20 protein-coding genes are annotated in these 23,468 nt (G+C 65.1%); 15 read left to right on the top strand and 5 right to left on the bottom strand.

Annotation, left to right across the window (positions count from 1 at the left end; all coding sequences use genetic code 11):
* The 9 genes from murD to lpxC all read left to right on the top strand — a co-directional run bounded on the left by murD (position 1) and on the right by lpxC (position 10,398).
* Complete coding sequence (gene murD / locus O6P39_RS05500; protein ID WP_275610392.1) at positions 1–1,347, top strand: UDP-N-acetylmuramoyl-L-alanine--D-glutamate ligase; 1,347 nt, start codon at positions 1–3, stop codon at positions 1,345–1,347.
* Entirely contained in the window at positions 1,347–2,546 is a 1,200-nt protein-coding gene (gene ftsW, locus O6P39_RS05505) for a putative lipid II flippase FtsW (RefSeq protein ID WP_207883773.1), read from the top strand. The genes murD and ftsW overlap by 1 nt, the downstream gene beginning before the upstream one ends.
* On the top strand, positions 2,536–3,609 hold the full coding sequence (gene murG / locus O6P39_RS05510; RefSeq protein ID WP_275610393.1) for an undecaprenyldiphospho-muramoylpentapeptide beta-N-acetylglucosaminyltransferase: 1,074 nt from the start codon (positions 2,536–2,538) through the stop codon (positions 3,607–3,609). Before ftsW ends, murG begins: the two co-directional genes overlap by 11 nt.
* A complete protein-coding gene (gene murC / locus O6P39_RS05515) occupies positions 3,602–5,056 on the top strand; it encodes a UDP-N-acetylmuramate--L-alanine ligase (RefSeq protein WP_275610394.1) in 1,455 nt (484 codons plus the stop codon). The genes murG and murC overlap by 8 nt, the downstream gene beginning before the upstream one ends.
* Positions 5,053–6,000, top strand: coding sequence for a D-alanine--D-alanine ligase (locus tag O6P39_RS05520; RefSeq protein WP_275610395.1), 948 nt, complete (start codon positions 5,053–5,055; stop codon positions 5,998–6,000). The genes murC and O6P39_RS05520 overlap by 4 nt, the downstream gene beginning before the upstream one ends.
* A 3-nt stretch (positions 6,001–6,003) precedes the next feature.
* On the top strand, positions 6,004–6,867 hold the full coding sequence (locus O6P39_RS05525; RefSeq protein ID WP_275610396.1) for a cell division protein FtsQ/DivIB: 864 nt from the start codon (positions 6,004–6,006) through the stop codon (positions 6,865–6,867).
* Between the two features lie 21 nt (positions 6,868–6,888).
* Positions 6,889–8,136, top strand: coding sequence for a cell division protein FtsA (gene ftsA, locus O6P39_RS05530; RefSeq protein WP_275610397.1), 1,248 nt, complete (start codon positions 6,889–6,891; stop codon positions 8,134–8,136).
* Between the two features lie 53 nt (positions 8,137–8,189).
* Positions 8,190–9,374, top strand: a complete 1,185-nt coding sequence (gene ftsZ, locus O6P39_RS05535) for a cell division protein FtsZ (RefSeq protein ID WP_275610398.1) — start codon at positions 8,190–8,192, stop codon at positions 9,372–9,374.
* A gap of 112 nt (positions 9,375–9,486) precedes the next feature.
* Positions 9,487–10,398, top strand: a complete 912-nt coding sequence (lpxC, locus tag O6P39_RS05540) for a UDP-3-O-acyl-N-acetylglucosamine deacetylase (protein WP_152220772.1) — start codon at positions 9,487–9,489, stop codon at positions 10,396–10,398.
* 81 nt (positions 10,399–10,479) lie between these two features.
* Here lpxC and O6P39_RS05545 read toward each other — a convergent pair whose 3' ends face one another.
* Positions 10,480–10,935 carry a DciA family protein gene (locus O6P39_RS05545; RefSeq protein ID WP_275610399.1) on the bottom strand — a complete coding sequence of 152 codons (456 nt, stop codon included), beginning with the start codon at positions 10,933–10,935 and terminating at the stop codon, positions 10,480–10,482.
* A gap of 302 nt (positions 10,936–11,237) precedes the next feature.
* On the opposite strand from O6P39_RS05545, the gene secA reads away from it, so the two are divergent.
* From secA to O6P39_RS05565, 4 genes are all read left to right on the top strand, one after another.
* The gene (gene secA, locus O6P39_RS05550) at positions 11,238–13,991 is read left to right on the top strand and encodes a preprotein translocase subunit SecA (protein ID WP_275610400.1); all 2,754 of its coding nucleotides are present in this window, start codon (positions 11,238–11,240) and stop codon (positions 13,989–13,991) included.
* A 106-nt stretch (positions 13,992–14,097) separates the two neighbouring features.
* Positions 14,098–15,315 carry a bifunctional glutamate N-acetyltransferase/amino-acid acetyltransferase ArgJ gene (gene argJ, locus O6P39_RS05555; RefSeq protein ID WP_275610401.1) on the top strand — a complete coding sequence of 406 codons (1,218 nt, stop codon included), beginning with the start codon at positions 14,098–14,100 and terminating at the stop codon, positions 15,313–15,315.
* 148 nt (positions 15,316–15,463) lie between these two features.
* Positions 15,464–16,093 (top strand): glutathione S-transferase family protein, encoded by a 630-nt coding sequence (locus tag O6P39_RS05560; RefSeq protein ID WP_275610402.1) that lies wholly within the window; start codon positions 15,464–15,466, stop codon positions 16,091–16,093.
* Between the two features lie 61 nt (positions 16,094–16,154).
* Entirely contained in the window at positions 16,155–17,105 is a 951-nt protein-coding gene (locus tag O6P39_RS05565) for a Nudix family hydrolase (protein ID WP_275610403.1), read from the top strand.
* Between the two features lie 108 nt (positions 17,106–17,213).
* On the opposite strand, the gene O6P39_RS05570 is transcribed toward O6P39_RS05565, so the two are convergent.
* The 4 genes from O6P39_RS05570 to O6P39_RS05585 are packed head-to-tail and all read right to left on the bottom strand — an operon-like array spanning position 17,214 to position 21,816.
* Positions 17,214–17,786 carry a cob(I)yrinic acid a,c-diamide adenosyltransferase gene (locus tag O6P39_RS05570; RefSeq protein WP_275610404.1) on the bottom strand — a complete coding sequence of 191 codons (573 nt, stop codon included), beginning with the start codon at positions 17,784–17,786 and terminating at the stop codon, positions 17,214–17,216.
* 3 nt (positions 17,787–17,789) lie between these two features.
* A complete protein-coding gene (locus O6P39_RS05575; protein WP_275611895.1) occupies positions 17,790–19,841 on the bottom strand; it encodes an ATP-binding protein in 2,052 nt (683 codons plus the stop codon).
* A gap of 58 nt (positions 19,842–19,899) precedes the next feature.
* Positions 19,900–20,811, bottom strand: coding sequence for a putative 2-dehydropantoate 2-reductase (locus O6P39_RS05580; protein ID WP_275610405.1), 912 nt, complete (start codon positions 20,809–20,811; stop codon positions 19,900–19,902).
* A gap of 39 nt (positions 20,812–20,850) precedes the next feature.
* Positions 20,851–21,816, bottom strand: coding sequence for a response regulator (locus O6P39_RS05585; RefSeq protein WP_275610406.1), 966 nt, complete (start codon positions 21,814–21,816; stop codon positions 20,851–20,853).
* 160 nt (positions 21,817–21,976) lie between these two features.
* On the opposite strand from O6P39_RS05585, the gene O6P39_RS05590 reads away from it, so the two are divergent.
* On the top strand, positions 21,977–22,456 hold the full coding sequence (locus O6P39_RS05590; protein WP_207883810.1) for a YajQ family cyclic di-GMP-binding protein: 480 nt from the start codon (positions 21,977–21,979) through the stop codon (positions 22,454–22,456).
* 150 nt (positions 22,457–22,606) lie between these two features.
* Positions 22,607–23,449, top strand: coding sequence for a mechanosensitive ion channel domain-containing protein (locus tag O6P39_RS05595; RefSeq protein ID WP_275610407.1), 843 nt, complete (start codon positions 22,607–22,609; stop codon positions 23,447–23,449).
* The last annotated feature ends 19 nt before the right edge of the window (positions 23,450–23,468 follow it).

Consider the following 23,468-nt stretch of genomic DNA (forward strand, 5'->3'; position numbering starts at 1 on the left):
ATGAGCCTGATCGCTTCCGACCAATTCCGCATCGTTGTCGGCCTCGGCAAGAGCGGCATGTCCCTGGTGCGCTACCTGGCGCGCCAGGGTGTGCCTTTTGCCGTGGCCGACACGCGCGAGAATCCGCCGGAGCTGGCGACCCTGCGCGAGCAGTATCCGCAGGTCGAGGTGCGCTGCGGCGACCTCGACGCCGATTTCCTCTGCCGCGCCCAGGAGCTCTACGTGAGCCCCGGTCTGTCGCTGCGCGTCCCGGCGCTGGTGGAAGCCGCCGCCCGTGGCGTGCGCATGTCCGGCGACGTCGACCTGTTCGCGCGTAACGCCAGGGCGCCGATCGTCGCCATTACCGGTTCCAACGCCAAGAGCACCGTCACCACCCTGGTGGGCGACATGGCCAAGGCGGCCGGCAAGCGTGTTGCCGTCGGCGGCAACCTCGGCACCCCGGCACTGGATTTGCTGGCCGACGACGTCGAGCTGTACGTGGTGGAGCTGTCCAGCTTCCAGCTGGAAACCTGCGAGCGCCTGAACGCCGAAGTCGCCACCTGCCTGAACGTCAGCGAAGACCACATGGACCGCTACGACGGCATGGCCGACTACCACCTGGCCAAGCACCGCATCTTCCGCGGCGCCAAGCAGGTCGTGGTGAACCGTGCTGACGCGCTGAGCCGCCCGCTGATCGCCGACAACGTGCCGTGCTGGACCTTCGGCACCAACAAGCCGGACTTCAAGGCGTTCGGCCTGATCGAAGAAGACGGCGAGAAGTGGCTGGCCTTCCAGTTCGACAAGCTGATGCCGGCCCGTGAATTGAAAATCCGTGGCGCGCACAACCAGGCCAATGCCCTGGCCGCGCTGGCCCTCGGTCATGCCATTGGCCTGCCGTTCGAGCCGATGCTGCAGACCCTGCGCGAGTTCGCCGGCCTGGCCCATCGCTGCCAGTGGGTACGTGAGCGCAACGGCGTGAACTACTACGACGATTCCAAGGCCACCAACGTCGGCGCCGCCCTGGCTGCCATCGAAGGCCTGGGTGCCGATATCGACGGCAAGCTGGTGCTGATCGCCGGTGGTGACGGCAAGGGTGCCGACTTCCAGGACCTGCGCGGCCCCGTGGCGCAGCATTGCCGCGCGGTGGTGCTGCTGGGGCGCGATGCCGAGCTGGTCGGTGCGGCCATCGGCAATGCCGTGCCCAAGGTGCGCGTGAATACCCTGGACGAAGCCGTCGAGCATGCTGCCGACCTGGCGCTGCCGGGCGATGCGGTGCTGCTGTCGCCGGCCTGCGCCAGCCTGGACATGTTCAAGAACTACGAAGAACGCGGACGCCTGTTCGCCAAGGCCGTGGAGGAGCTCGCCTGATGTTCTCCTTCCTGCGCCCCTATCCGTCCCCGCTGATCAGCCGCCATGGCATCGATATCGACTTCCCGCTGCTGGCGGGTTGCCTGGCGCTGCTCGGCCTGGGGCTGGTGATGGTCACCTCGGCGTCGTCCGAGGTGGCGGCGGCGCAGTCCGGCAACCCGCTGTACTTCTCGGTCCGTCACCTGATCTACCTGGCCATCGGCTTCGTCGCCTGCGGCCTGACCATGATGGTGCCGATGGAGACCTGGCAGCGCCTGGGCTGGAAGCTGCTGGCCATCGCCTTCGGGCTGCTGGTGCTGGTGATCACTCCCGGCATCGGCCGCGAGGTGAACGGCTCGATGCGCTGGATCGGTTTCGGTCTGTTCAACATCCAGCCCTCGGAGATCGCCAAGGTCTTCGTGGTGATCTTCATGGCCGGTTATCTGGTGCGCCGCCAGGAAGAAGTGCGCGAAAGCTGGCTGGGCTTCTTCAAGCCCTTCGTGGTGTTGCTGCCGATGGCCGGCCTGCTGCTGCGCGAGCCTGACTTCGGCGCCACCGTGGTGATGATGGGCGCCGCTGCCGCCATGCTGTTCCTCGGCGGCGTCGGTCTGTTCCGCTTCGGCCTGATGGTGGCCCTGGCCATCGGTGCGGTGGTGCTGCTGATCCAGACCCAGCCCTACCGGATGGCGCGTCTGACCAACTTCACCGACCCCTGGGCCGACCAGTTCGGCGCGGGCTACCAGCTCAGTCAGGCGCTGATCGCCTTCGGCCGTGGCGGCTGGACCGGCATGGGCCTGGGCAACAGCATCCAGAAGCAGTTCTACCTGCCCGAAGCGCACACCGACTTCGTGTTTGCAGTCCTCGCGGAAGAACTGGGCATCGTCGGCGCCATGGCCACCGTCGCCCTGTTCGTCTTCGTCAGCCTGCGCGCGCTGTACATCGGCATCTGGGCCGAACAGTCGAAACAGTACTTCTCCGCCTACGTGGCCTACGGCCTGGCCTTCCTGTGGATCGGCCAGTTCCTGATCAACGTCGGTGTGAACGTCGGCCTGCTGCCGACCAAGGGCCTGACCCTGCCGTTCCTCAGCTACGGCGGCAGCTCGCTGGTGATCTGCTGCGCCCAGCTGGGAATGCTGCTGCGCATCGAATGGGAACGTCGCACCGTGATGGGTAGCGAGGAATATGAATTCAGCGAAGAGGACTTTGCCGATGAAAGGTAACGTCCTGATCATGGCCGGTGGCACCGGCGGACACGTGTTCCCGGCGCTGGCCTGCGCCCGTGAGTTCCAGGCGCGCGGCTACAGCGTGCACTGGCTCGGCACGCCGCGCGGCATCGAGAACGATCTGGTACCCAAGGCCGGCCTGCCGCTGCATCTGATCAACGTCAGCGGTCTGCGCGGCAAGGGCCTGAAGTCGCTGCTGCGTGCGCCGTTCGACCTGCTCAAGTCGCTTTTCCAGGCCATCGGCGTGGTTCGCCAGCTCAAGCCGGTCTGCGTGCTCGGCCTGGGTGGTTACGTGACTGGCCCGGGTGGCCTGGCCGCCAAGCTGTCCGGCGTGCCGCTGGTGATCCATGAGCAGAACGCCGTTGCCGGCACCGCCAACCGCAGCCTCGCACCGCTGGCCAAGCGGGTCTGCGAAGCCTTCCCGGACACCTTCAACGCCAGCGCCAAGCGCCTGACCACTGGCAACCCGGTGCGCGCCGAACTGTTCCTGGAAGAGGGCGCTCGCGCGCCGCTGCCGGGTCGCCGCGTCAACCTGCTGGTGCTGGGCGGCAGCCTGGGCGCCGAGCCGTTGAACAAACTGATCCCGGAAGCGCTGGCGCAGATTCCCGCCGACGCTCGTCCGGCGATTCGCCATCAGGCCGGTCGTCAGCACGATCAGGTCACTGCGGAGCGTTATCGCGCCGCCGGTGTCGAAGCCGACGTCGCTCCGTTCATCGCCGACATGGCTGCCGCCTACGCCTGGGCGGACCTGGTGATCTGCCGCGCTGGCGCGCTGACCGTCAGCGAGCTGACCGCCGCCGGCCTGCCGTCCTTCCTGGTGCCGCTGCCCCACGCGATCGACGACCACCAGACCAAGAACGCCGAATTCCTGGTGCGGGAGGGCGCCGCCCACCTGCTGCCACAGAAATCTACCAGCGCCGCCGACCTGGCCGCGCAGTTGTCCGAGGTATTGATGCATCCCGATTCCCTGACCCGCATGGCCGACCGCGCTCGCAGTCTGGCCAAGCCCGAGGCTACCCGTACGGTGGTCGATGCCTGCCTGGAGGTGGCCCGTGGTTAAAGAACCCACCGGCGTCACCCGCACCATGCGGCGCATCCGTCGCATCCACTTCGTCGGCATCGGCGGCGTGGGCATGTGCGGCATCGCGGAAGTATTGCTGAACCTCGGTTACGAAGTGTCCGGTTCCGACCTCAAGGCCTCGCCCGTGACCGAGCGCCTGGAGAAGTTCGGTGCCGAGATCTTCATCGGCCACCGTGCGGAGAACGCCGACGGCGCCGACGTACTGGTGGTGTCCAGCGCGGTGAACAAGGCCAACCCGGAAGTCGCCGCAGCGCTGGACCGCCGCGTGCCGGTGGTGCCGCGTGCCGAAATGCTCGCCGAGCTGATGCGCTACCGCCACGGCATCGCCGTTGCCGGTACCCACGGCAAGACCACCACCACCAGCCTGATCGCCTCGGTATTCGCTGCCGGCGGCCTGGACCCGACCTTCGTCATCGGTGGTCGCCTGAACGCCGCCGGCACCAACGCGCAACTGGGCACCAGCCGCTATCTGGTGGCCGAAGCCGACGAGAGCGACGCCAGCTTCCTGCACCTGCAGCCGATGGTCTCGGTGGTCACCAACATCGACGCCGACCACATGAGCACCTACGGCGGCGACTTCAACAAGCTCAAGCGCACCTTCGTCGACTTCCTGCACAACCTGCCGTTCTACGGCCTGGCCGTGCTTTGCGTCGACGACCCGGTGGTCCGCGAGATCCTGCCGCAGGTCGCTCGTCCGACCGTGACCTACGGACTGAGCGACGACGCCGACGTCCGCGCGATCAACATCCGCCAGGAAGGCATGCGTACTTACTTCACCGTGCTGCGCCCCGAGCGCGAGCCGCTGGACGTCTCGGTGAACATGCCTGGCCTGCACAACGTGCTGAACTCCCTGGCGACCATCGTCATCGCCACCGACGAAGGCATCTCCGACGAGGCCATCGTTCAGGGCCTGTCCGGTTTCCAGGGCGTGGGCCGGCGCTTCCAGGTCTATGGCGACCTGCAGGTGGAAGGCGGCAGCGTGATGCTGGTCGACGACTACGGACACCACCCGCGGGAAGTCGCGGCGGTGATCAAGGCCGTGCGTGGCGGTTGGCCGGAGCGCCGTCTGGTGATGGTCTACCAGCCGCACCGCTACACCCGTACCCGCGACCTGTACGACGACTTCGTGCAGGTGCTGGGCGAGGCCAATGTGCTGATGCTGATGGAGGTCTATCCGGCCGGCGAGGAGCCGATCCCCGGCGCCGACAGCCGTCACCTGTGCCACAGCATCCGCCAGCGCGGCCAGTTGGACCCGATTTATCTGGAGCGCGGCGGCGACCTTGCCTCGCTGCTCAAGCCGCTGCTGCGTCCCGGCGACATCCTGCTCTGCCAGGGTGCCGGCGATATCGGCGGGCTGGCTCCGCAACTGATCAAGAATCCGATGTTCGGCGCCACCGAAGCTGGCGCTGAGGGGAAGAAGCCATGAGTGACGTCCTCAAATCCGCCCTCGATCCCCGCGCTTTCGGTCGCGTTGCCGTGCTCTACGGCGGCAAGAGTGCCGAGCGCGAGGTGTCGCTGAAGTCCGGCGCCATGGTCCTGCAGGCCCTGCAGGCCGCAGGTGTAGATGCCTTCGGTATCGATGTGGGCGATGACCTGCTGCGGCGCCTGATCAGCGAGAAGATCGACCGCGCCTTCATCATCCTCCATGGCCGTGGCGGTGAAGACGGCAGCATGCAGGGCCTGCTGGAGATCGCCGGCATTCCCTACACCGGTAGCGGCGTGCTCGCGTCCGCCCTGGCCATGGACAAGCTGCGCACCAAGCGCGTGTGGCTGAGCCTCGGCCTGCCGACCCCGAACTACGCCGTGCTCAGCAGCGAGGCCGATTGCCGTGCCGCTGCTGCGGAGCTGGGCTTCCCGCTGATCGTCAAGCCGGCCCATGAAGGTTCCAGCATCGGCATGGCCAAGGTGAACAGCGTGGAAGAGCTGATCACTGCCTGGCAGGGCGCCGCCCAGTACGACTCGCAAGTGCTTGTCGAACAGTGGATCAGCGGCCCCGAGTTCACCATTGCCGTCCTGCGTGGCCAGGTGCTGCCGCCCATCCGTCTGGGTACCCCGCACACCTTCTACGACTACGACGCCAAGTACCTCGCCAGCGATACCCAGTACCAGATTCCTTGCGGCCTCGATGCCGCCAAGGAAGAGGAACTCAAGGACCTGACCGCACGTGCCTGCGATGCCCTTGGCATCCAGGGCTGGGGCCGGGCTGACGTAATGCAGGACGCCGAGGGGCGTTTCTGGCTTCTGGAAGTGAACACCGCACCGGGCATGACCGACCACAGCCTGGTGCCCATGGCCGCGCGCGCGGCCGGCCTGGATTTCCAGCAACTGGTGCTGGCCATCCTCGCCGACAGCGTCGAGGCAAGGGGGTAAGTCATGAACGGCGCGCAGCTTCGCCACCAGCAACCCGGTATCGGCCGTGTGCCCGCACGCAAGCCGACGGCCCGTGGCGCCAGCCGCCTGGTGGCCAAGGAGCCGCTGAGCGCGCGCATGCCCAAGCCGAGCTTCGGCTTCCTCAAGGTGCTGGTGTGGCCGCTGGTGCTGGGTGTCCTCGGCGTTGGCACCTATTACGGCGCGCAGTACGCGCTGCCCTATGCCGATCGCCCAATCGCCAAGGTCAGTGTGGAAGGTGACCTGAGCTACATCAGCCAGCAGGCGGTGCAGCAGCGGATCAGCTCCTACGTGTCGGCGAGCTTCTTCACCATCGACCTGGCCGGGATGCGCCAGGAGCTGGAGCAGATGCCCTGGATCGCTCACGCCGAGGTGCGTCGCGTGTGGCCCGACCAGGTGGTGATCCGCCTGGACGAGCAACTGCCGATCGCCCGCTGGGGTAACGAGGCGCTGCTGAACAACCAGGGCCAGGCCTTCGCCCCGCGCGAAGTGGCCAACTACGAGCACCTGCCGCGCCTGTCCGGCCCGCAGCGCGCTCAGCAACAAGTGATGCAGCAGTACCAGATTCTCAGCCAGATGCTCCGTCCGCTGGGCTTCACCATTTCCAGCCTGGACATGAGTTCGCGCGGCGCCTGGACCCTGGGCACCGCGCAGGGCGTGGAGATCATGCTGGGCCGCGATCACGCGGTAGAACAGATTCGCCGGTTCGTGACCATCTACGACAAGGCGCTGAAAGATCAGATTTCGAAAATTGCGCGCATCGACATGCGCTACCCCAACGGCCTGGCCGTGGCGTGGCGCGATCCGGTGCCGGAAACGACGGTGGCCCAGACCACCGCCGTGCAGTGAGTTGAGGAGACTTCGATAAACATGGCAAGCGTGCAGAGCGGCAAAATGGTCGTCGGCCTGGACATCGGCACCTCCAAGGTGGTGGCGCTGGTGGGCGAGGTAGCGGCCGATGGCAAGCTGGAGATCGTCGGTATTGGGACGCACCCTTCGCGCGGCCTGAAGAAGGGCGTGGTGGTGAACATCGAGTCCACCGTCCAGTCGATCCAGCGTGCCATCGATGAGGCCCAGCAGATGGCGGGCTGCCGTATCCACTCGGCCTTCGTCGGCATCGCCGGCAACCATATCCGCAGCCTGAATTCCCACGGCATCGTGGCGATCCGCGACCGCGAAGTGAGCGGCGCGGACATCGAACGCGTGCTGGACGCGGCGCAGGCCGTGGCCATCCCGGCCGACCAGCGTGTGCTGCACACCCTGGCCCAGGACTACGTGATCGACAACCAGGAAGGCGTGCGCGAGCCGCTGGGCATGTCCGGCGTACGCCTGGAAGCCAAGGTGCACGTGGTGACCTGCGCGGTGAACGCCGCGCAGAACATCGAGAAGTGCGTGCGCCGCTGCGGCCTGGAGGTGGACGACATCATCCTCGAACAGCTGGCTTCGGCATACTCCGTGCTCACCGAGGACGAGAAGGAACTGGGCGTTTGCCTGGTGGACATCGGCGGCGGCACCACCGACATCGCCATCTTCACCGAAGGCGCCATCCGGCATACCGCAGTGATCCCGATCGCCGGCGATCAGGTCACCAACGACATCGCCATGGCGCTGCGCACGCCAACACAATATGCCGAAGAGATCAAGATTCGATATGCTTGTGCCCTAGCCAAATTGGCCGGTGCGGGCGAAACCATCAAGGTGCCCAGCGTAGGGGACCGGCCGCCGCGGGAACTGTCGCGCCAAGCGCTTGCCGAAGTGGTCGAGCCTCGTTACGACGAGCTGTTCACCCTGGTTCAGGCGGAGTTGCGCCGCAGTGGCTACGAGGACCTGATTCCTGCCGGGATCGTCCTGACCGGTGGCACTTCCAAGATGGAAGGCGCGGTCGAGCTGGCCGAAGAGATCTTTCACATGCCGGTGCGCCTGGGCGTACCTCACAGCGTCAAAGGACTGACCGACGTCGTGCGCAATCCAATCTACTCCACGGGTGTGGGCCTGCTCATGTACGGGCTGCAGAAGCAGTCCGACGGCATCTCCATGTCCAGCGGCAGCAGCTTCAGCGACGAACCCAAGGCACCGGTACTGGAACGGCTCAAACGCTGGGTCCAGGGCAATTTCTGATTTACCACCGCGGTAAACGTAGGCGACACAACTAGAAAGGAAGGAGAGGGGAAATGTTTGAATTGGTTGATAACGTCCCAACTACAGCAGTCATCAAGGTTATCGGCGTAGGTGGCGGCGGCGGCAACGCCGTGAACCACATGGCCAAGAACAACGTTGATGGCGTCGAATTCATTTGCGCCAACACCGATGCGCAGGCGCTGAAGAACATCGCCGCGCGCACCGTGCTGCAGCTCGGCCCGGGTGTGACCAAGGGCCTGGGCGCTGGCGCCAACCCCGAAGTAGGCCGCCAGGCCGCCATCGAGGACCGCGAGCGTATAGCCGAAGTCCTGGAAGGCGCCGACATGGTCTTCATCACCACCGGCATGGGTGGCGGTACCGGTACCGGTGCTGCGCCGATCATCGCCGAAGTGGCCAAGGAAATGGGCATCCTCACCGTTGCGGTGGTGACCCGTCCGTTCCCGTTCGAGGGCCGCAAGCGCATGCAGATCGCCGACGAAGGCATCCGCTCGCTGGCTGAAAGCGTCGACTCGCTGATCACCATCCCGAACGAAAAGCTGCTGACCATCCTGGGCAAGGACGCCAGCCTGCTGGCTGCTTTCGCCAAGGCCGACGATGTGCTGGCCGGTGCCGTTCGCGGTATCTCCGACATCATCAAGCGCCCGGGCATGATCAACGTCGACTTCGCCGACGTGAAGACCGTCATGAGCGAGATGGGCATGGCCATGATGGGCACCGGCTGCGCCAGCGGTCCGAACCGCGCCCGCGAGGCCACCGAAGCCGCGATCCGCAACCCGCTGCTGGAAGACGTCAACCTGCAGGGCGCCCGCGGCATCCTGGTGAACATTACCGCCGGTCCGGACCTGTCCCTGGGCGAATACTCCGACGTGGGTAACATCATCGAGCAGTTCGCTTCCGAGCACGCCACTGTGAAAGTGGGCACCGTGATCGATCCGGACATGCGCGACGAGCTGCACGTCACCGTGGTCGCCACCGGTCTGGGCGCTCGCCTGGAGAAGCCGGTCAAGGTCGTCGATAACACCGTGCAGACCCAGACCGTCAGCACCCAGGCTCCGGTTCAGCGTGAGCAGCAGTCGGTGAACTACCGCGACCTGGACCGCCCGACCGTCATGCGCAACCAGTCCCACGGCGGCGCTGCCACCGCGGCCAAGCTGAATCCGCAGGACGATCTGGACTACCTGGACATCCCGGCCTTCCTGCGTCGTCAGGCCGATTGAGTCGATTTATCAGGAGTATCAATGTGATTGGTGTTCAGCAAAGGGCGGTTCTGCTATCATCGCCGCCCATTGTTGAAAACAGTTCGCAACTTGCGCGAAAGCGGCCAAAGCCATGATCAGACAACGCACCTTGAAGAACATCATCCGGGCGACCGGTGTCGGCCTGCACTCCGGGGAGAAGGTTTACCTGACCCTGAAGCCGGCTCCCGTCGATACTGGCATCGTGTTCTGCCGGACCGATCTCGACCCGGTAGTGGAAATCCCCGCTCGAGCTTCGAACGTGGGTGAAACCACCATGTCGACCACCCTCATCAAGGGTGACGTCAAGGTGGATACCGTGGAGCATCTGCTGTCGGCCATGGCTGGCCTGGGTATCGACAACGCCTATGTCGAGCTGTCCGCATCGGAAGTACCGATCATGGACGGTAGCGCAGGTCCCTTTGTATTCCTGATTCAATCCGCCGGCCTGCAAGAGCAGGAAGCGGCGAAGAAGTTCATCCGTATCAAGCGCGAAGTGACCGTGGAAGAGGGCGACAAGCGCGCCACCTTCGTTCCCTTCGATGGCTTCAAGGTGAGCTTCGAGATCGACTTCGATCACCCGGTTTTCCGTGGTCGCACCCAGAAGGCCGTTGTGGACTTCTCCAGCACTTCCTTCGTCAAGGAAGTCAGCCGCGCGCGTACCTTCGGGTTCATGCGCGACATCGAGATGCTGCGTTCGCAGAACCTGGCGCTCGGTGGCAGTGTGGAGAACGCCATCGTGGTCGACGAGTATCGTGTGCTCAACGAAGATGGCCTTCGTTATGAGGACGAGTTCGTCAAGCACAAGATCCTGGACGCCATCGGAGACCTGTACCTGTTGGGTAACAGCCTCATCGGCGAGTTCATCGGCTACAAGTCCGGTCACGCCCTGAACAACCGTCTGCTGCGCACCCTCATCGCAGACAAGGACGCTTGGGAAGTGGTGACCTTCGAGGACGCCAAGACCGCGCCGATCTCCTATATGCGACCCGCTGCGGCCGTATAAGGGAACCTCCTTCCTTCAGTAATACATTCAAAGGCCACCCTCGGGTGGCCTTTTTTTATGCCTGCTGTTCAGGTCGTTGGCTTATTCAGTCGGCTTGCGGCTGCGGCTGGCAAGGCGCTCCAGGGCGGCCTTCAGTTGCGGGTTGTCGATACCTTCTGCGGCTTCGTGCAGCGTTGCTGCGGCTGACTCTGTCAGCGTCACGCTGCGCACCGGCGCACTGCTCTGGCTGAGCGGTTGCACCTTGAACAGGATGCGCGCCAGCCCGGCGAACTCCGGGTAGGTGACGAGTTGGCGCAGCAGGCGGTTCTGCTGGTAGCGCAGGCGGGTAGCCCAATGACCATCGGTGACGATCAGCAGCAGGCTGCCTTCGCGCCAGGAGGCGATACGGCAGAAGGGGCGCGCGGCGGGCTGCAGTTGAGCGTCGAGCAGCTCTTGCAGGCGCGAGAGGCGCTGGGCCTCGGCGAACAGGGATTGCAGGGGCTTGGCTTCGCGCAGCAGCTTGGTCGATGCCTGGGCGGGCAGAGGGCGGAAGGCCATGATGGAAACCCCGGGGTGAATAAACAGCGATGGTAGCAGATGGGGGATTCATCCGGTTGCAGGATGCTTGCTCCAGCGCAGCCTTGAAGTTGTGCGGCCGAGTCACCATATCAACCATGCGGATTGAATGTTGTCCGTCCACGCATTGCCCGAAATGTCGTGGGGTGCGAAGCTTCCAAGGATGACTTCGGCACTTTTTTCATACACGTTTCCGGGTAGAATGCCCGCTTCGTTGCCGTTCCGCGCCGCGGCCAGCCAGTCGGGCAGCCCTCCAATTCTCCAGTTCGGATGACCCAGTCGATATGTTTGCGCCTTTGTTGAAAAAACTCTTTGGAAGCAAGAACGAGCGCGAAGTGAAGCGCATGGTCAAGCAAGTCCAGGCCATCAACGCACTCGAGCCCCAGATGGTTCCGCTTTCCGATGAGCAACTCAAGGCCAAGACCGAAGAGTTCAAGGCGCGCCTGGCCAAGGGCGAGACCCTCGACCAGATCCTCCCCGAAGCTTTCGCCGTCGCCCGTGAGGCCGGCAAGCGTGTGATGGGCATGCGTCACTTCGACGTCCAGCTGATCGGCGGCATGACCCTGCACGAGGGCAAGATCGCCGAGATGCGTACCGGTGAAGGTAAAACCCTCGTAGGTACCCTGGCCGTCTACCTGAACGCCTTGGCCGGCAAAGGCGTGCACGTGGTCACCGTGAACGACTACCTGGCCCGCCGCGACGCCAACTGGATGCGTCCGCTGTATGAATTCCTCGGCCTGACCGTCGGCATCGTCAGCCCGTTCCAGCCGCCGGAAGAGAAGCGCGCGGCCTACGCCTCCGACATCACCTACGGCACCAACAACGAATTCGGCTTCGACTACCTGCGCGACAACATGGCGTTCAGCCTGGAAGACAAGTTCCAGCGCGAGCTGAACTTCGCCGTGGTCGACGAAGTGGATTCCATCCTCATCGACGAAGCGCGGACTCCGCTGATCATCTCCGGCCAGGCCGAAGACAGCTCCGAGCTGTACATCAAGATCAACAAGCTGATCCCGCGCCTGAAGCGTCACATCGAGGAAGTCGAAGGCCAGGTGACCCAGCAGGGCCACTACAGCATCGACGAGAAGACCCGCCAGGTAGAGCTCAATGAGCAGGGCCACGCCTACGTCGAGGAACTGCTGACCCAGAACGGCCTGCTGGCCGAGGGCGAGAGCCTTTATTCGGCGCACAACCTCAGCCTGCTGACCCACGTCTACGCAGCGCTGCGCGCCCACACCCTGTTCCACCGCAACGTCGAGTACATCGTCCAGGGTGACCAGGTCCTGCTGATCGACGAGCACACCGGTCGTACCATGCCGGGCCGCCGTCTCTCCGAGGGCCTGCACCAGGCCATCGAGGCCAAGGAAAACCTGCCGATCCAGGCCGAGAGCCAGACCCTGGCCTCGACCACCTTCCAGAACTACTTCCGCCTCTACACCAAGCTGGCCGGCATGACCGGCACCGCCGACACCGAGGCCTTCGAATTCCGCCAGACCTACGGCCTGGACGTGGTGGTGATCCCGACCCACCGTCCGATCGCCCGTAAGGACTTCAACGACCTGGTCTACCTGACCCAGGACGAGAAGTACGCCGCCATCATCACCGACGTTCAGCAGTGCCAGGCGCTGGGCCGTCCGATCCTGGTGGGTACCGCTTCGGTGGAAACCTCCGAATACGTCTCGCAGCTGCTGCAGAAAGCCGGCATCGAGCACAAGGTACTGAACGCCAAGTACCACGAGAAGGAAGCCGAGATCATCGCCCAGGCCGGTCGTCCGGGCTCGGTGACCATCGCCACCAACATGGCCGGTCGTGGTACCGACATCCTGCTGGGCGGCAACTGGGAAGTGGAAGTCGCCGCGCTGGAGAATCCCACCGACGAACAGATTGCCCAGATCAAGGGCGACTGGCAGAAGCGCCACCAGCAGGTCATCGAGGCCGGTGGCCTGCACGTGATCGCCTCCGAGCGCCACGAATCCCGTCGCATCGACAACCAGCTGCGCGGCCGTGCCGGCCGTCAGGGCGACCCGGGCTCCAGCCGCTTCTACCTGTCGCTGGAAGACCACCTGATGCGCATCTTCGCCTCCGACCGGGTGAAGAACTTCATGAAGGCCCTGGGCATGCAGCCGGGCGAGGCGATCGAGCACCGCATGGTGACCAACGCCATCGAGAAGGCGCAGCGCAAGGTCGAAGGCCGCAACTTCGACATCCGCAAGCAACTGCTGGAGTTCGACGACGTCGCCAACGAGCAGCGCAAGGTGATCTACCACATGCGCAACAGCCTGCTGGCGGCCGACAATATCGGCGACACCATCGCCGAGTTCCGCGAGGAAACCCTGGCCAACACCATCAGCCAGCACATTCCGCCGCAGTCGCTGCCCGAACAATGGGACATCGCCGGCCTGGAAGCTGCGCTGTACAGCGACTTCGCCCTGAAACTGCCGGTACAGCAGTGGCTGGACGAAGACGAAAAGCTCTACGAAGAAACCCTGCGCGAGAAGATCCTCGCCGAGCTGGTGGCTGCCTACAACGAGAAGGAAGACCTCGCCGGCGCCGAAGCCCTGCGCACCTTCGAGAAGCAGATGCTGCTGCGCGTGCTGGACGACCTGTGGAAGGACCACCTGTCCACCATGGATCACCTGCGCCACGGCATCCACCTGCGCGGCTACGCGCAGAAGAACCCGAAACAGGAATACAAGCGCGAGTCCTTCAACCTGTTCCAGGAACTGCTGGACTCGGTCAAGCGCGACACCATCCGCGTGCTCTCCTTCGTTCAGGTCCGCCGCGAAGACCCGGCCGAAGAAGAAGCCCGTCTGCGCCGCGAAGCCGAGGAAATGGCCAAGCGCATGCAGTTCCAGCATGCCGCCGCACCGTCCATGGAGCAGGCCTCCGCGACTGACGAAGACGGCGAGCAGCCCGAAGGCGCCACCAACGTGGTGCCTATGGAACCGGTGCGCAACGAGCCGAAGATCGGCCGCAACGAGCCGTGCCCCTGCGGTTCGGGCAAGAAATACAAGCACTGCCACGGTCAGGTGGAATAACGCCTCCCGACCTTGATACCGACGCCGCGACCGGCCTTGCCGCTCGCGGCGTTTTTCTCACTTGAACCACTGAATCGATTTCACTGAATTGAGAGGAGCGCGTCACATGGCTGTTGGTCTCGGCCCCATGTCCACCCTGCACCCGGTCCCCGGTTTCGAACTCGGCATCGCGTCCGCCGGCATCAAACGACCCGGCCGCAAGGACATCGTGGTGATGCGATGTGCCGAAGGCTCCACCGTGGCGGGTGTGTTCACCACCAACGCCTTCTGTGCGGCGCCCGTGATCCTGGCGCGCAAACGTTTCCTCGGCCCGGTGCGCTACCTGCTGACCAACACCGGCAACGCCAATGCCGGCACTGGCGAAGCGGGCCTGGCCAACGCCACCCGCACCTGCGCCAAACTGGCTGAGCTGGCCGGAGTACCGGAAAACGCCGTGCTGCCGTACTCCACCGGCGTGATCGGCGAGCCGCTGCCGGTCGAGAAGATCGAAGCCGCACTGCCGGCCGCGCTGGCCAGCCTGTCCGTGGACAACTGGGCTGACGCCGCTGCTGGCATCATGACCACCGACACCCTGCCCAAGGGTGCCAGCCGCCAGTTCCAGCACGACGGCGTGACCATCACCGTCACCGGCATCAGCAAGGGTGCCGGCATGATCAAGCCGAACATGGCCACCATGCTCGGTTACATCGCCACCGACGCCAAGGTTGCCCAGGGCGTGCTGCAGGACCTGCTGCGCGATGCGGCGAACAAGTCCTTCAACCGCATCACCATCGACGGCGATACCTCCACCAACGACTGCTGCATGCTGGTTGCCACCGGCCAGGCCGCGCTGCCGGAAATCACCGCCGCGTCCGGCGCGCTGTTCGCCGCGCTGAAGCAGGCCGTGCTGGAGGTCTCCATGGAACTGGCCCAGGCCATCGTCCGTGACGGCGAAGGTGCCACCAAGTTCGTCACCGTCCAGGTGAATGGCGGTGCGACTCACCAGGAGTGCCTGGACGTCGGCTACGCGGTCTCCCACTCGCCGCTGATCAAGACCGCGCTGTTCGCCTCCGACCCGAACTGGGGCCGCATCCTCGCCGCCGTCGGCCGCGCCGGTGTGCCGGAGCTGGACGTGAGCCTGATCGACGTGTACCTGGACGATGTCTGCATCGCCAGCCGTGGTGGCCGCGCCGCCAGCTACACCGAGGACCAGGGCGCCAAGGTCATGGCCCAGGAAGAGATCACCATCCGTATCGACCTCGGTCGCGGCACCTGCAGCGAGACCATCTGGACCACCGACCTGTCCCACGAGTACGTGAAGATCAACGCGGAATACCGCACCTGATCGCTGCGTAAGCTCCTGCGTCGGCCCCGTGCCGGCGCCTCGCTTCACTCGGATTCCCGATTTTCATCGAAGGATGAAAATCGGGAATTTGTTTTCATGGCTCCCGCGCTCTAAGGTCTTCTGACTGACCCTCAAGAGCACCGCGTCCATGTCCCTTTCCCTGGTTATCGGCAGCAAGAATTACTCCTCCTGGTCCCTGCGCGGCTGGTTGGCCATGGCGCTCACCGGCGTCGACTTCGAGGAAATCCTGATTCCCCTGGGCGGCCAGGACACCGCGCGGCGCATCCGCGAGCACTCGCCCAGCGGCAAGGTGCCGGCGCTCAAGTGCGAGCACGGGGTGATCTGGGACTCTCTGGCGATCGCCGAGTACCTCGCCGAACGCTTCCCCGAAGCCCATCTCTGGCCCCGAGGCGAAGCCGCCCGCGCCCTGGCACGCTCGGTCTGCGCCGAGATGCACAGTGGCTTCATGGCGCTGCGCTCGCACATGCCGATGGACATCCAGCGCAACCAGCCGTTGGCGGAAGTGCCGGAGGCCGTGGAGGCGGATGTCGCCCGCATCGTCGAGCTCTGGAACCTGTGCCGCAAGCAGTTCGGTCAGGATGGCCCCTTCCTGTTCGGCCATGCCAGCATTGCCGATGCCTTCTACGCCCCGGTGGCCACCCGCTTGCGCAGCTACTGCGTCACCCTGCCGATCGAGGCGCAGAACTATGTCGATGCGATCTACGCCTGGCCGACCTTCCGGCCGTGGCTGGAGGCGGCAATGGTCGAACGCACCTGATCCTGACGGTAGAATGCCCGTCTGCGCGGGCCCTGCCTGAATCGGATTGAGGAGTAGCACTGTGAAACGAGTACATGTCGCCGCCGCCGTGATTCGCGGACTCGATGGCCGGGTCCTGATCGCCCGCCGTCCGGACGACAAGCACCAGGGCGGTCTCTGGGAGTTTCCCGGTGGCAAGGTGGAAGAAGGCGAAGCGGTGCAGGTCGCCCTGGCCCGCGAACTGAAGGAAGAGCTGGGCATCGAGGTCGAGCGGGCGCGCCCGCTGATCCGTGTGCAGCACGACTACAGCGACAAGCATGTGCTGCTGGATGTCTGGGAAGTCTCCGCCTTCTCCGGCGCGCCCCACGGTGCCGAAGGCCAGCCGCTGGCCTGGGTCGCCCCGCGTGACCTGCCAGACTACGAGTTCCCGGCGGCCAACGACCCCATCGTGCATGCTGCGCGCCTGCCGGATCGCTACCTGATCACCCCGGATGGCCTGGAAATTCCGCAGCTGGTGCAGGGTGTGCGCGCCGCGGTGGCCAGTGGCATCCGCCTGATCCAGCTGCGTGCGCCGAACATGTACAGCCCGGAGTACCGCGACCTGGCGGTGGATATCCAGGGCCTCTGCGCCGGCAAGGCGCAACTGATGCTCAAGGGCCCGCTGGAGTGGCTGGGCGACTTCCCGGCGGCCGGCTGGCACCTGACCTCCGAACAGCTGCGCAAATACGCACCCAACGGCCGTCCATTCCCCCGTGAGCGTCTGCTGGCAGCTTCCTGCCACAGCGCCGAGGAGCTGGAGCTGGCGACCCGCATGGGGGTGGACTTCGTCACTCTGTCGCCGGTGCAGCCGACCGAGAGCCATCCGGGTGAGCCGGCGCTGGGCTGGGAGGCGGCCGCCGAACTGATCAATGGCTTCAACCAGCCGGTGTTCCTGCTCGGTGGTGTCGGTCCGCAGGACGTCGAGCGCGCCTGGGAGGCCGGGGCGCAAGGCGTCGCGGGCATTCGCGCGTTCTGGCCGAAAGCCGAGGGTTGACCCACCGCTGAGTGGGTGGCTTTTTGTAGGAGCGAGCTTGCTCGCGAACAGCTCAGGCACCGAGTTGTGCGGTTCGCGAGCAAGCTCGCTCCTACAATTGGATGGTCGTCAGGCGGGCTTTCCCGCCGCCTGCCAGAGAATCTCTTCCACGCCCTGGCGCCGGGCGATGAAGCGCGCGGCGACGAACAGCAGGTCGGAGAGCCGGTTCAGGTAGCGCAGGCCGGCACCTTCCAGCGGCTCCTCGGCATTGAGCTGCTGGCAGCGCCGCTCGGCGTTGCGCGCCTGGGCGCGGCACAGGTGGGCCAGGGCCACCAGGCGTGAGCCGCCGGGCAGGATGAAGTTCTTCAGTGGTCCGAGTTCCTCGTTCCAGCGATCGATGACCTGCTCCAGGCGTTCCACTTCGGCATCGTTCAGCGCGCGGTATTCCGGCATCGCCAGTTCGCCGCCGAGGTCGAACAGACGGTGCTGGATCGGTGCCAGCACGCCGATCACTTCCTCCAGCGCACTGCTGCGCGCTTCGTTCAGCCCCGCCAGCAATAGGCCGAGGTGGCTGTTCAGCTCGTCCACCGCGCCCATGGCTTCCACCCGTGGGTGGTGCTTGGGCACCCGGCGGCCGTCGGCCAGGCCGGTTTCGCCCTTGTCGCCGGTGCGGGTATAGATCTTCGATAGCCGGTTGCCCATGACTCAGTGCTCCTTATCGCCGCCCTCCAGCAGGGGCGGGGGGGAAGTGACGTCGGCGCCCAGGGGCAGCCGCAGGGTGAAGCAGGTGCCCAGGCCCAGCTCGGACTGCACCTCCATCTGCCCCTTGTGGTTGTTGGTGATGATGAAGTACGACACCGACAGGCCCAGCCCGGTGCCCTGGCCGACCTCCTTGGTGGTGAAGAACGGCTCGAAGATACGCTTGCGCACCTTCTCCGGCATACCGCAGCCGTTGTCTTCCACCTGGATTTCCGCCCACGGAGGGTTCAGTCGGGTTCGCAGGATGATGCGGCCGAGTTCGCCTTCCTCTTCGTCGTCGCGCAGGTGGATGGCCTGGGCGGCGTTCTTCAGCAGGTTGAGCAGGACCTGTTCCACCTCGTTGGCGATTACCGGGACCGGTCCCAAGCGCGGATCGAACTCGTGGACGATCTGCAGCGACTTGAAGTCGAAGCCGCCAGTGAGATCGAAGTCGTTGCCGGCGATCTCCACGGCCTGCTCCAGCAGCGCCGGCAGTTCGCAGGCGGTCATCTGGCGGTGGCTGCGGCGGCTGAAGGAGAGCATGTGGCTGACGATCTTCGCGGCGCGCGAGCCGGCGTACTGGATGCCGTCCATCAGCTTGGGAATCTCCCGAGCCTCCAGGTAGTGATTGAGGTCTTCCAGGTGTATGCCGACCTCGCCTGCGACCTCCAGATTCTTCGGCAAGTCTGGCGACAGGCGCCGGCGGATGTTCTGCACGTTGTGCAGGATGGCGCCCAGCGGGTTGTTGATCTCGTGGGCCATGCCGGCGGCCAGGCCGCCAACGGAGAGCATCTTCTCCGACTGCACCATGAGCTCTTCCATGCCCAGGCGGTCCGTGATGTCGTCGATGCGGATCACCGCGCCGCGCCCGGTGCCACCCATCAGCGGGTAGAAGGTCAGTGCGTAGTGGCGCGGAGTATCGGTAAGGGCCCAGGTCACTCGCTCGACGCGCTCCACCTTGTGCTGCTCGGCGGCGCGGGTGAGTTGCGGCAGGAATGGCTTGAGCGAGGGGAAGGCGAGGAACACCGGCTGGTTCACCGCATCGTCCAGGCTGGTGCCGGAAAGCCGGCTGGCTTCCTGGTTCCACTGGGTGACGTAGAGCTGTTCATCCACCGCGATCAGCGCCGAGGGCATCGAGTCGATGATGCTGTTGAGGTAGTGCTGGAAGCCCGTGAGCTTCTTCTCGATCTTGCTGCGGACCTGGACTTCCAGCTCCAGCTTGCGGTTCGAACGGCGGGTTTCCTCGGCCAGCGATTGCGCCTGTTCCACCGCTTCCTGGGCGTCATCGCGGGCGCGCTTGAGCTGCTGCTCGCGGGCTTCGATGCGGGTCAGCATGGTGTTGAAGGCATCGGCCAGGCGACCGATCTCGTCGGCGTTGCCGCGCTCGGCGCGCAGGGCGTAGTTCTCCTCGCGGGTGACCTGCCGGGACAGCTCTTCCAGGCTGCGGATCGGCCGGGTGATCAGGCGACGGATCTGCTGGGCGATGAGCAGCCAGAGCAGCACGGAGACCGCGAGGATCACCAGGCTGGCGGTAAGGGTGCCGGTATAGAACGCGCCGGGCAGCTCGCTGCTGGCGACCAGCAGCAGATAGCCGCTGTTGCGGCCGGGTTGGGGCAGTTCGAACAGGGCGTTGAGGCGGTATTCGTGCTCCCGCCAGCGCTCCAGGTGGTCCAGCCGCTCGGGCAGCGCCATCGGGCCGTCGCTGGGGGACTGGGCGATGCGCTGGCCATCGCTGTCGTAGAGCGCGGCCGCGCGCAGCGGCTGATAGTCGTCGAGCTGCTGGAGCAATACCTGGGCCTGGGTCGGCGAGTTCAACGCCGGTTCGCTGAGTGCCGGGTTGGCGATCAGCCGACCGATGGTCTGCAGGGCCTGGGGCGCCACGCTGTCCTGGGAAATCCAGTAGGCCGCGCTGATGAAGGCCAGGTTGGCCACCAGCATGACGGTGGCGAGCAGAACCAGCAGGGCGGCGAGGATCTTCTGGCCGACAGGCAGGTCTTCCAGGCGCTTGCGCAGGTTCAGGGGTGAGGGCATGGGCGGAACCGCAGGAAAACAGGGAGGCGGGCAGGGTAGCCCGCCATCAGGTGTCGGGCAATCCGCGCGCGCGCAGATACTCGCGCAACCTTTCGTGCAGCGCACGCAGCTGCGGCAGGGCCAGTTGCAGGCGGTCGCCCTCGCGGCAGGCATGGCCGAGCAGGTAGGCGATTTCGCTGCGCCGGCCGTTGGCGACGTCCTGGTACATGGAGGAGAAGTTGGCAGCGGTGGCGGCGATCACGCGCTCGACATCGCCTTGCAGTTCCCGCGCAGCGGCTTCGAAGCCGGTGGCGTGCAGCAACTGCCCCAGTTCGTCGCAGAGTCCGGCCACTTCCGCCGGATGGGCCGCCAGCTCGCCGTTGCGGCACTGGTGCAGGACGGTAAGGGGGTTGATCGCACAGTTCAGCGCCAGCTTGCGCCACAGGCGCTCGATGATATCGCCGCTCCACTGTGCGGGAATCTGAGCGCCACGCAGCTCCGCCAACCACTCCGGCTCGGGGCCGCCGAGTTCGTCACCCAGCCAGGTCTGCCCCTGGCCTGCGAATACCACGCGGAAATCCGCCTCACGGAATGCGCCCTCGGTGCTGGACGCGTACAGGCAACGGGCGCGGGGCAGGTGGGCGGCGACCGCCTGCTGGCTGCCCAGGCCGTTCTGCAACAGGATCAGTTCGGCGCCAGGCGCCAGCCGGGCCGCAATGCTGGCGACCGCGGGTTCCGCGTCGTAGGCCTTGCAGGCGAGCAGCAGGCGCTGGATCGGCCCGCCCTGGGCGGCGGTTTCCGCTGGGATCGGGTAGAGGCTTTCCTGCCCGCTTTCCACCAGGGTGACGCCGCCCAGGCTGCGGTAGGCATTGAGGCGTTGGCGGTCACGCAGCAGCAGGCGCACCGGCAGGCCGGCGCGGGAAAGGCGAGCGGCCCACAGGCAGCCGAGACTGCCGGCGCCGAGGATGTACCAGGTCATGGGAAGGACTTCGCGAACGTCGAGGGCTTACTGCGAAGTTTAGCGCAGCCCGGTCAGGCGACTGGCGTTGATTCGTCCGCTGGCGTAGGCATCGGGCAGCAGCGAGCGGGCCTGTTGCATCAGTTGCTCGGCATCCACCGGCAGTGCCTTGGCGTCCAGGCCCACCAGGCCGATGCCGGCCTTGAGGGTGATGAAGCCTTCGCTGGTCTTGAACGCCTTCAGGTTGAGGCCGTCATGCAGGCGGCGGAAGCTGCTCGGCGAGCACTCCTGCAGGTCTTCGAGCAGGGTGATCAGGGCGAAGTGCTGGTCGTCCAGGCGCGTCAGCACGTCGAGCGGGCGCACCAGCTGTTGCAGGCGCCGGGCGACGCCATGCAGCAGTTCGCTGTGGAAGGTCGGGCCGTGCTGGTGACCCAGGGCGGCCAATTCGGGAATGCCGATCAGCATGTAGCACACCGCGCCGCCGCGCGATTCCACCTGGCGGATGCTGTCGGCCAGCTTCTGCCGCAGGTAGCGCAGGTTGCCCAGGCCGGTGGCGCTGTCCACCAGGTTGCGTTCTTCCAGGCTGGTGATGTTCTCGGTGAGCAGGCGTTTTTCCATCAGCAGGCGCAGCAGGGTGTTGCTCAGGCGGTCGGCGGCCAGGACGCGGGGCACCAGCTGTTCGTTCATTGCCGACTTGCTGACGAAATCATCCACGCCACGGTCGAAGGCCTCGGCCAGGGCGTTGTCGCCTTCCTTGCCGGTGAGCAGGATGATGTAGGTGTAGTGGTCGCCGCTCTCGTCGAGCTGGCGCACCCGGGCGGTGAGCTCCAGGCCGTCCATCTCGGGCATCAGCCAGTCGGCGAGGAGGATGCTGACCGGCTCCTTCTCCAGCAGTTGCAGCGCTTCGCTGGCGCTGCTGGCGAAGCGCACATTCTGGTAGCCGGCCTGACTCAGCGCACGGCCGATCATGGCGCTGGAGAACTTGGCATCGTCGACCACCAGGATGCTGAGATGGTTGGTTGGCATGGAAAGGAATGTCTCGCAAACGGGTGGGAAATGCCGAGTCTCGACGTCAGAGGTCGGGCGCGGTCTTGTCTGTCAGTTATAATGACCGCGCATTTTTATCGTCAAGCCAGGTGCGATCACGTCTGTGAACCGGGTCGCGCCGTCCATCTGGAGAGATGTCATGCCTTCGTTCGACGTGGTGTCCGAACTGGACAAACACGAACTGACCAACGCCCTGGATAACGCCGCCAAGGAACTGGACCGCCGTTTCGACCTGAAGGGCAAATGCAGTTTCGAGTCCAAGGACAAGTCCGTCACCCTGACCGCCGAGGCGGAGTTCATGCTCGAGCAGATGCTCGACATCCTTCGCGCCAGCCTGATCAAGCGCAAGATCGACAGCCAGTGCATGGAGATCAAGGACGCGTTCCCGTCCGGCAAGGTGGTCAAGCAGGAAGTGAACTTCCGCGAGGGCATCGACAAGGACCTGGCGAAGAAGATCGTTGCCCTGATCAAGGACAAGAAACTCAAGGTCCAGGCCGCCATCCAGGGCGAGCAGGTGCGTGTCACCGGCAAGAAGCGCGACGACCTGCAGGAGGCCATCGCGCTGCTGCGTGGTGAGTCGCTGGGCATGCCGCTGCAGTTCAACAACTTCCGCGACTGACGCGAAGGGAACCAGACGTCGGACTGTGCCGTCTCAGGTTACGGCGCAGTACCGGTTCAAGCCGCCATGGCCCAGGCCATGGCGGTTTCGTTTCCGGTAGTGGGAAATCGGTCGGCGCCTTGCCGGCCAGCTGAAGAAGGGGATGAATCCATGGATATCAATTACGACGGGATGATGAAGACAGCCGAGGCCTGGCTGCCGGTAGTGCTCGCCTACAGCGGGCAGATCGTCCTGGCACTGCTCACGCTGCTGATCGGCTGGTGGCTGATCAATACTCTGACCTCACGGGTCGGCGGCCTGCTCGCCACCCGTCACGTCGACCGCACGCTGCGCGGTTTCGTCGGCAGTCTGGTGAACATCATCCTGAAGATCCTGCTGCTGGTCAGCGTGGCCTCGATGATCGGCATCCAGACAACCAGCTTCGTCGCCGCCATCGGCGCCGCCGGCCTGGCCATCGGCCTTGCGCTGCAGGGCAGCCTGTCGAACTTCGCCGGTGGGGTACTGATTCTGCTGTTCCGTCCGTTCAAGGTGGGCGACTGGATCGAGGCGCAGGGCGTATCGGGGACCGTCGACACCATCCTGATCTTCCATACTGTGCTGCGCACCGGCGACAACAAGCGGGTGATCGTGCCCAACGGCGCGCTGTCCAACGGCACCATCACCAACTACTCCGCCGAGCCGACCCGCAAGGTGGTGTTCGATGTCGGTATCGATTACGAGGCAGACCTCAAGCGTGCCCAGTCGGTACTCCTGGAACTGGCCAACGATCCGCGTGTGCTGCGCGATCCGGCACCGGTGGCGGTGGTGAGCACGTTGGGCGAGAGCGCCATCACCTTGTCCCTGCGTGTATGGGTGAAGAACGCCGATTACTGGGATGTGATGTTCCTGTTCAACGAAACCGCTCGCGACGCACTGGGCAAGCACGGCATCGGTATTCCCTTCCCACACCGCGTGGTGAAGGTGGTGAAGGGTGAGATGGTCGGCATCGACTGATACGTTCAGCGTTCCATGA

The organism is Pseudomonas sp. PSE14, from assembly GCF_029203285.1.
Taxonomy (GTDB): Bacteria; Pseudomonadota; Gammaproteobacteria; order Pseudomonadales; family Pseudomonadaceae; genus Pseudomonas.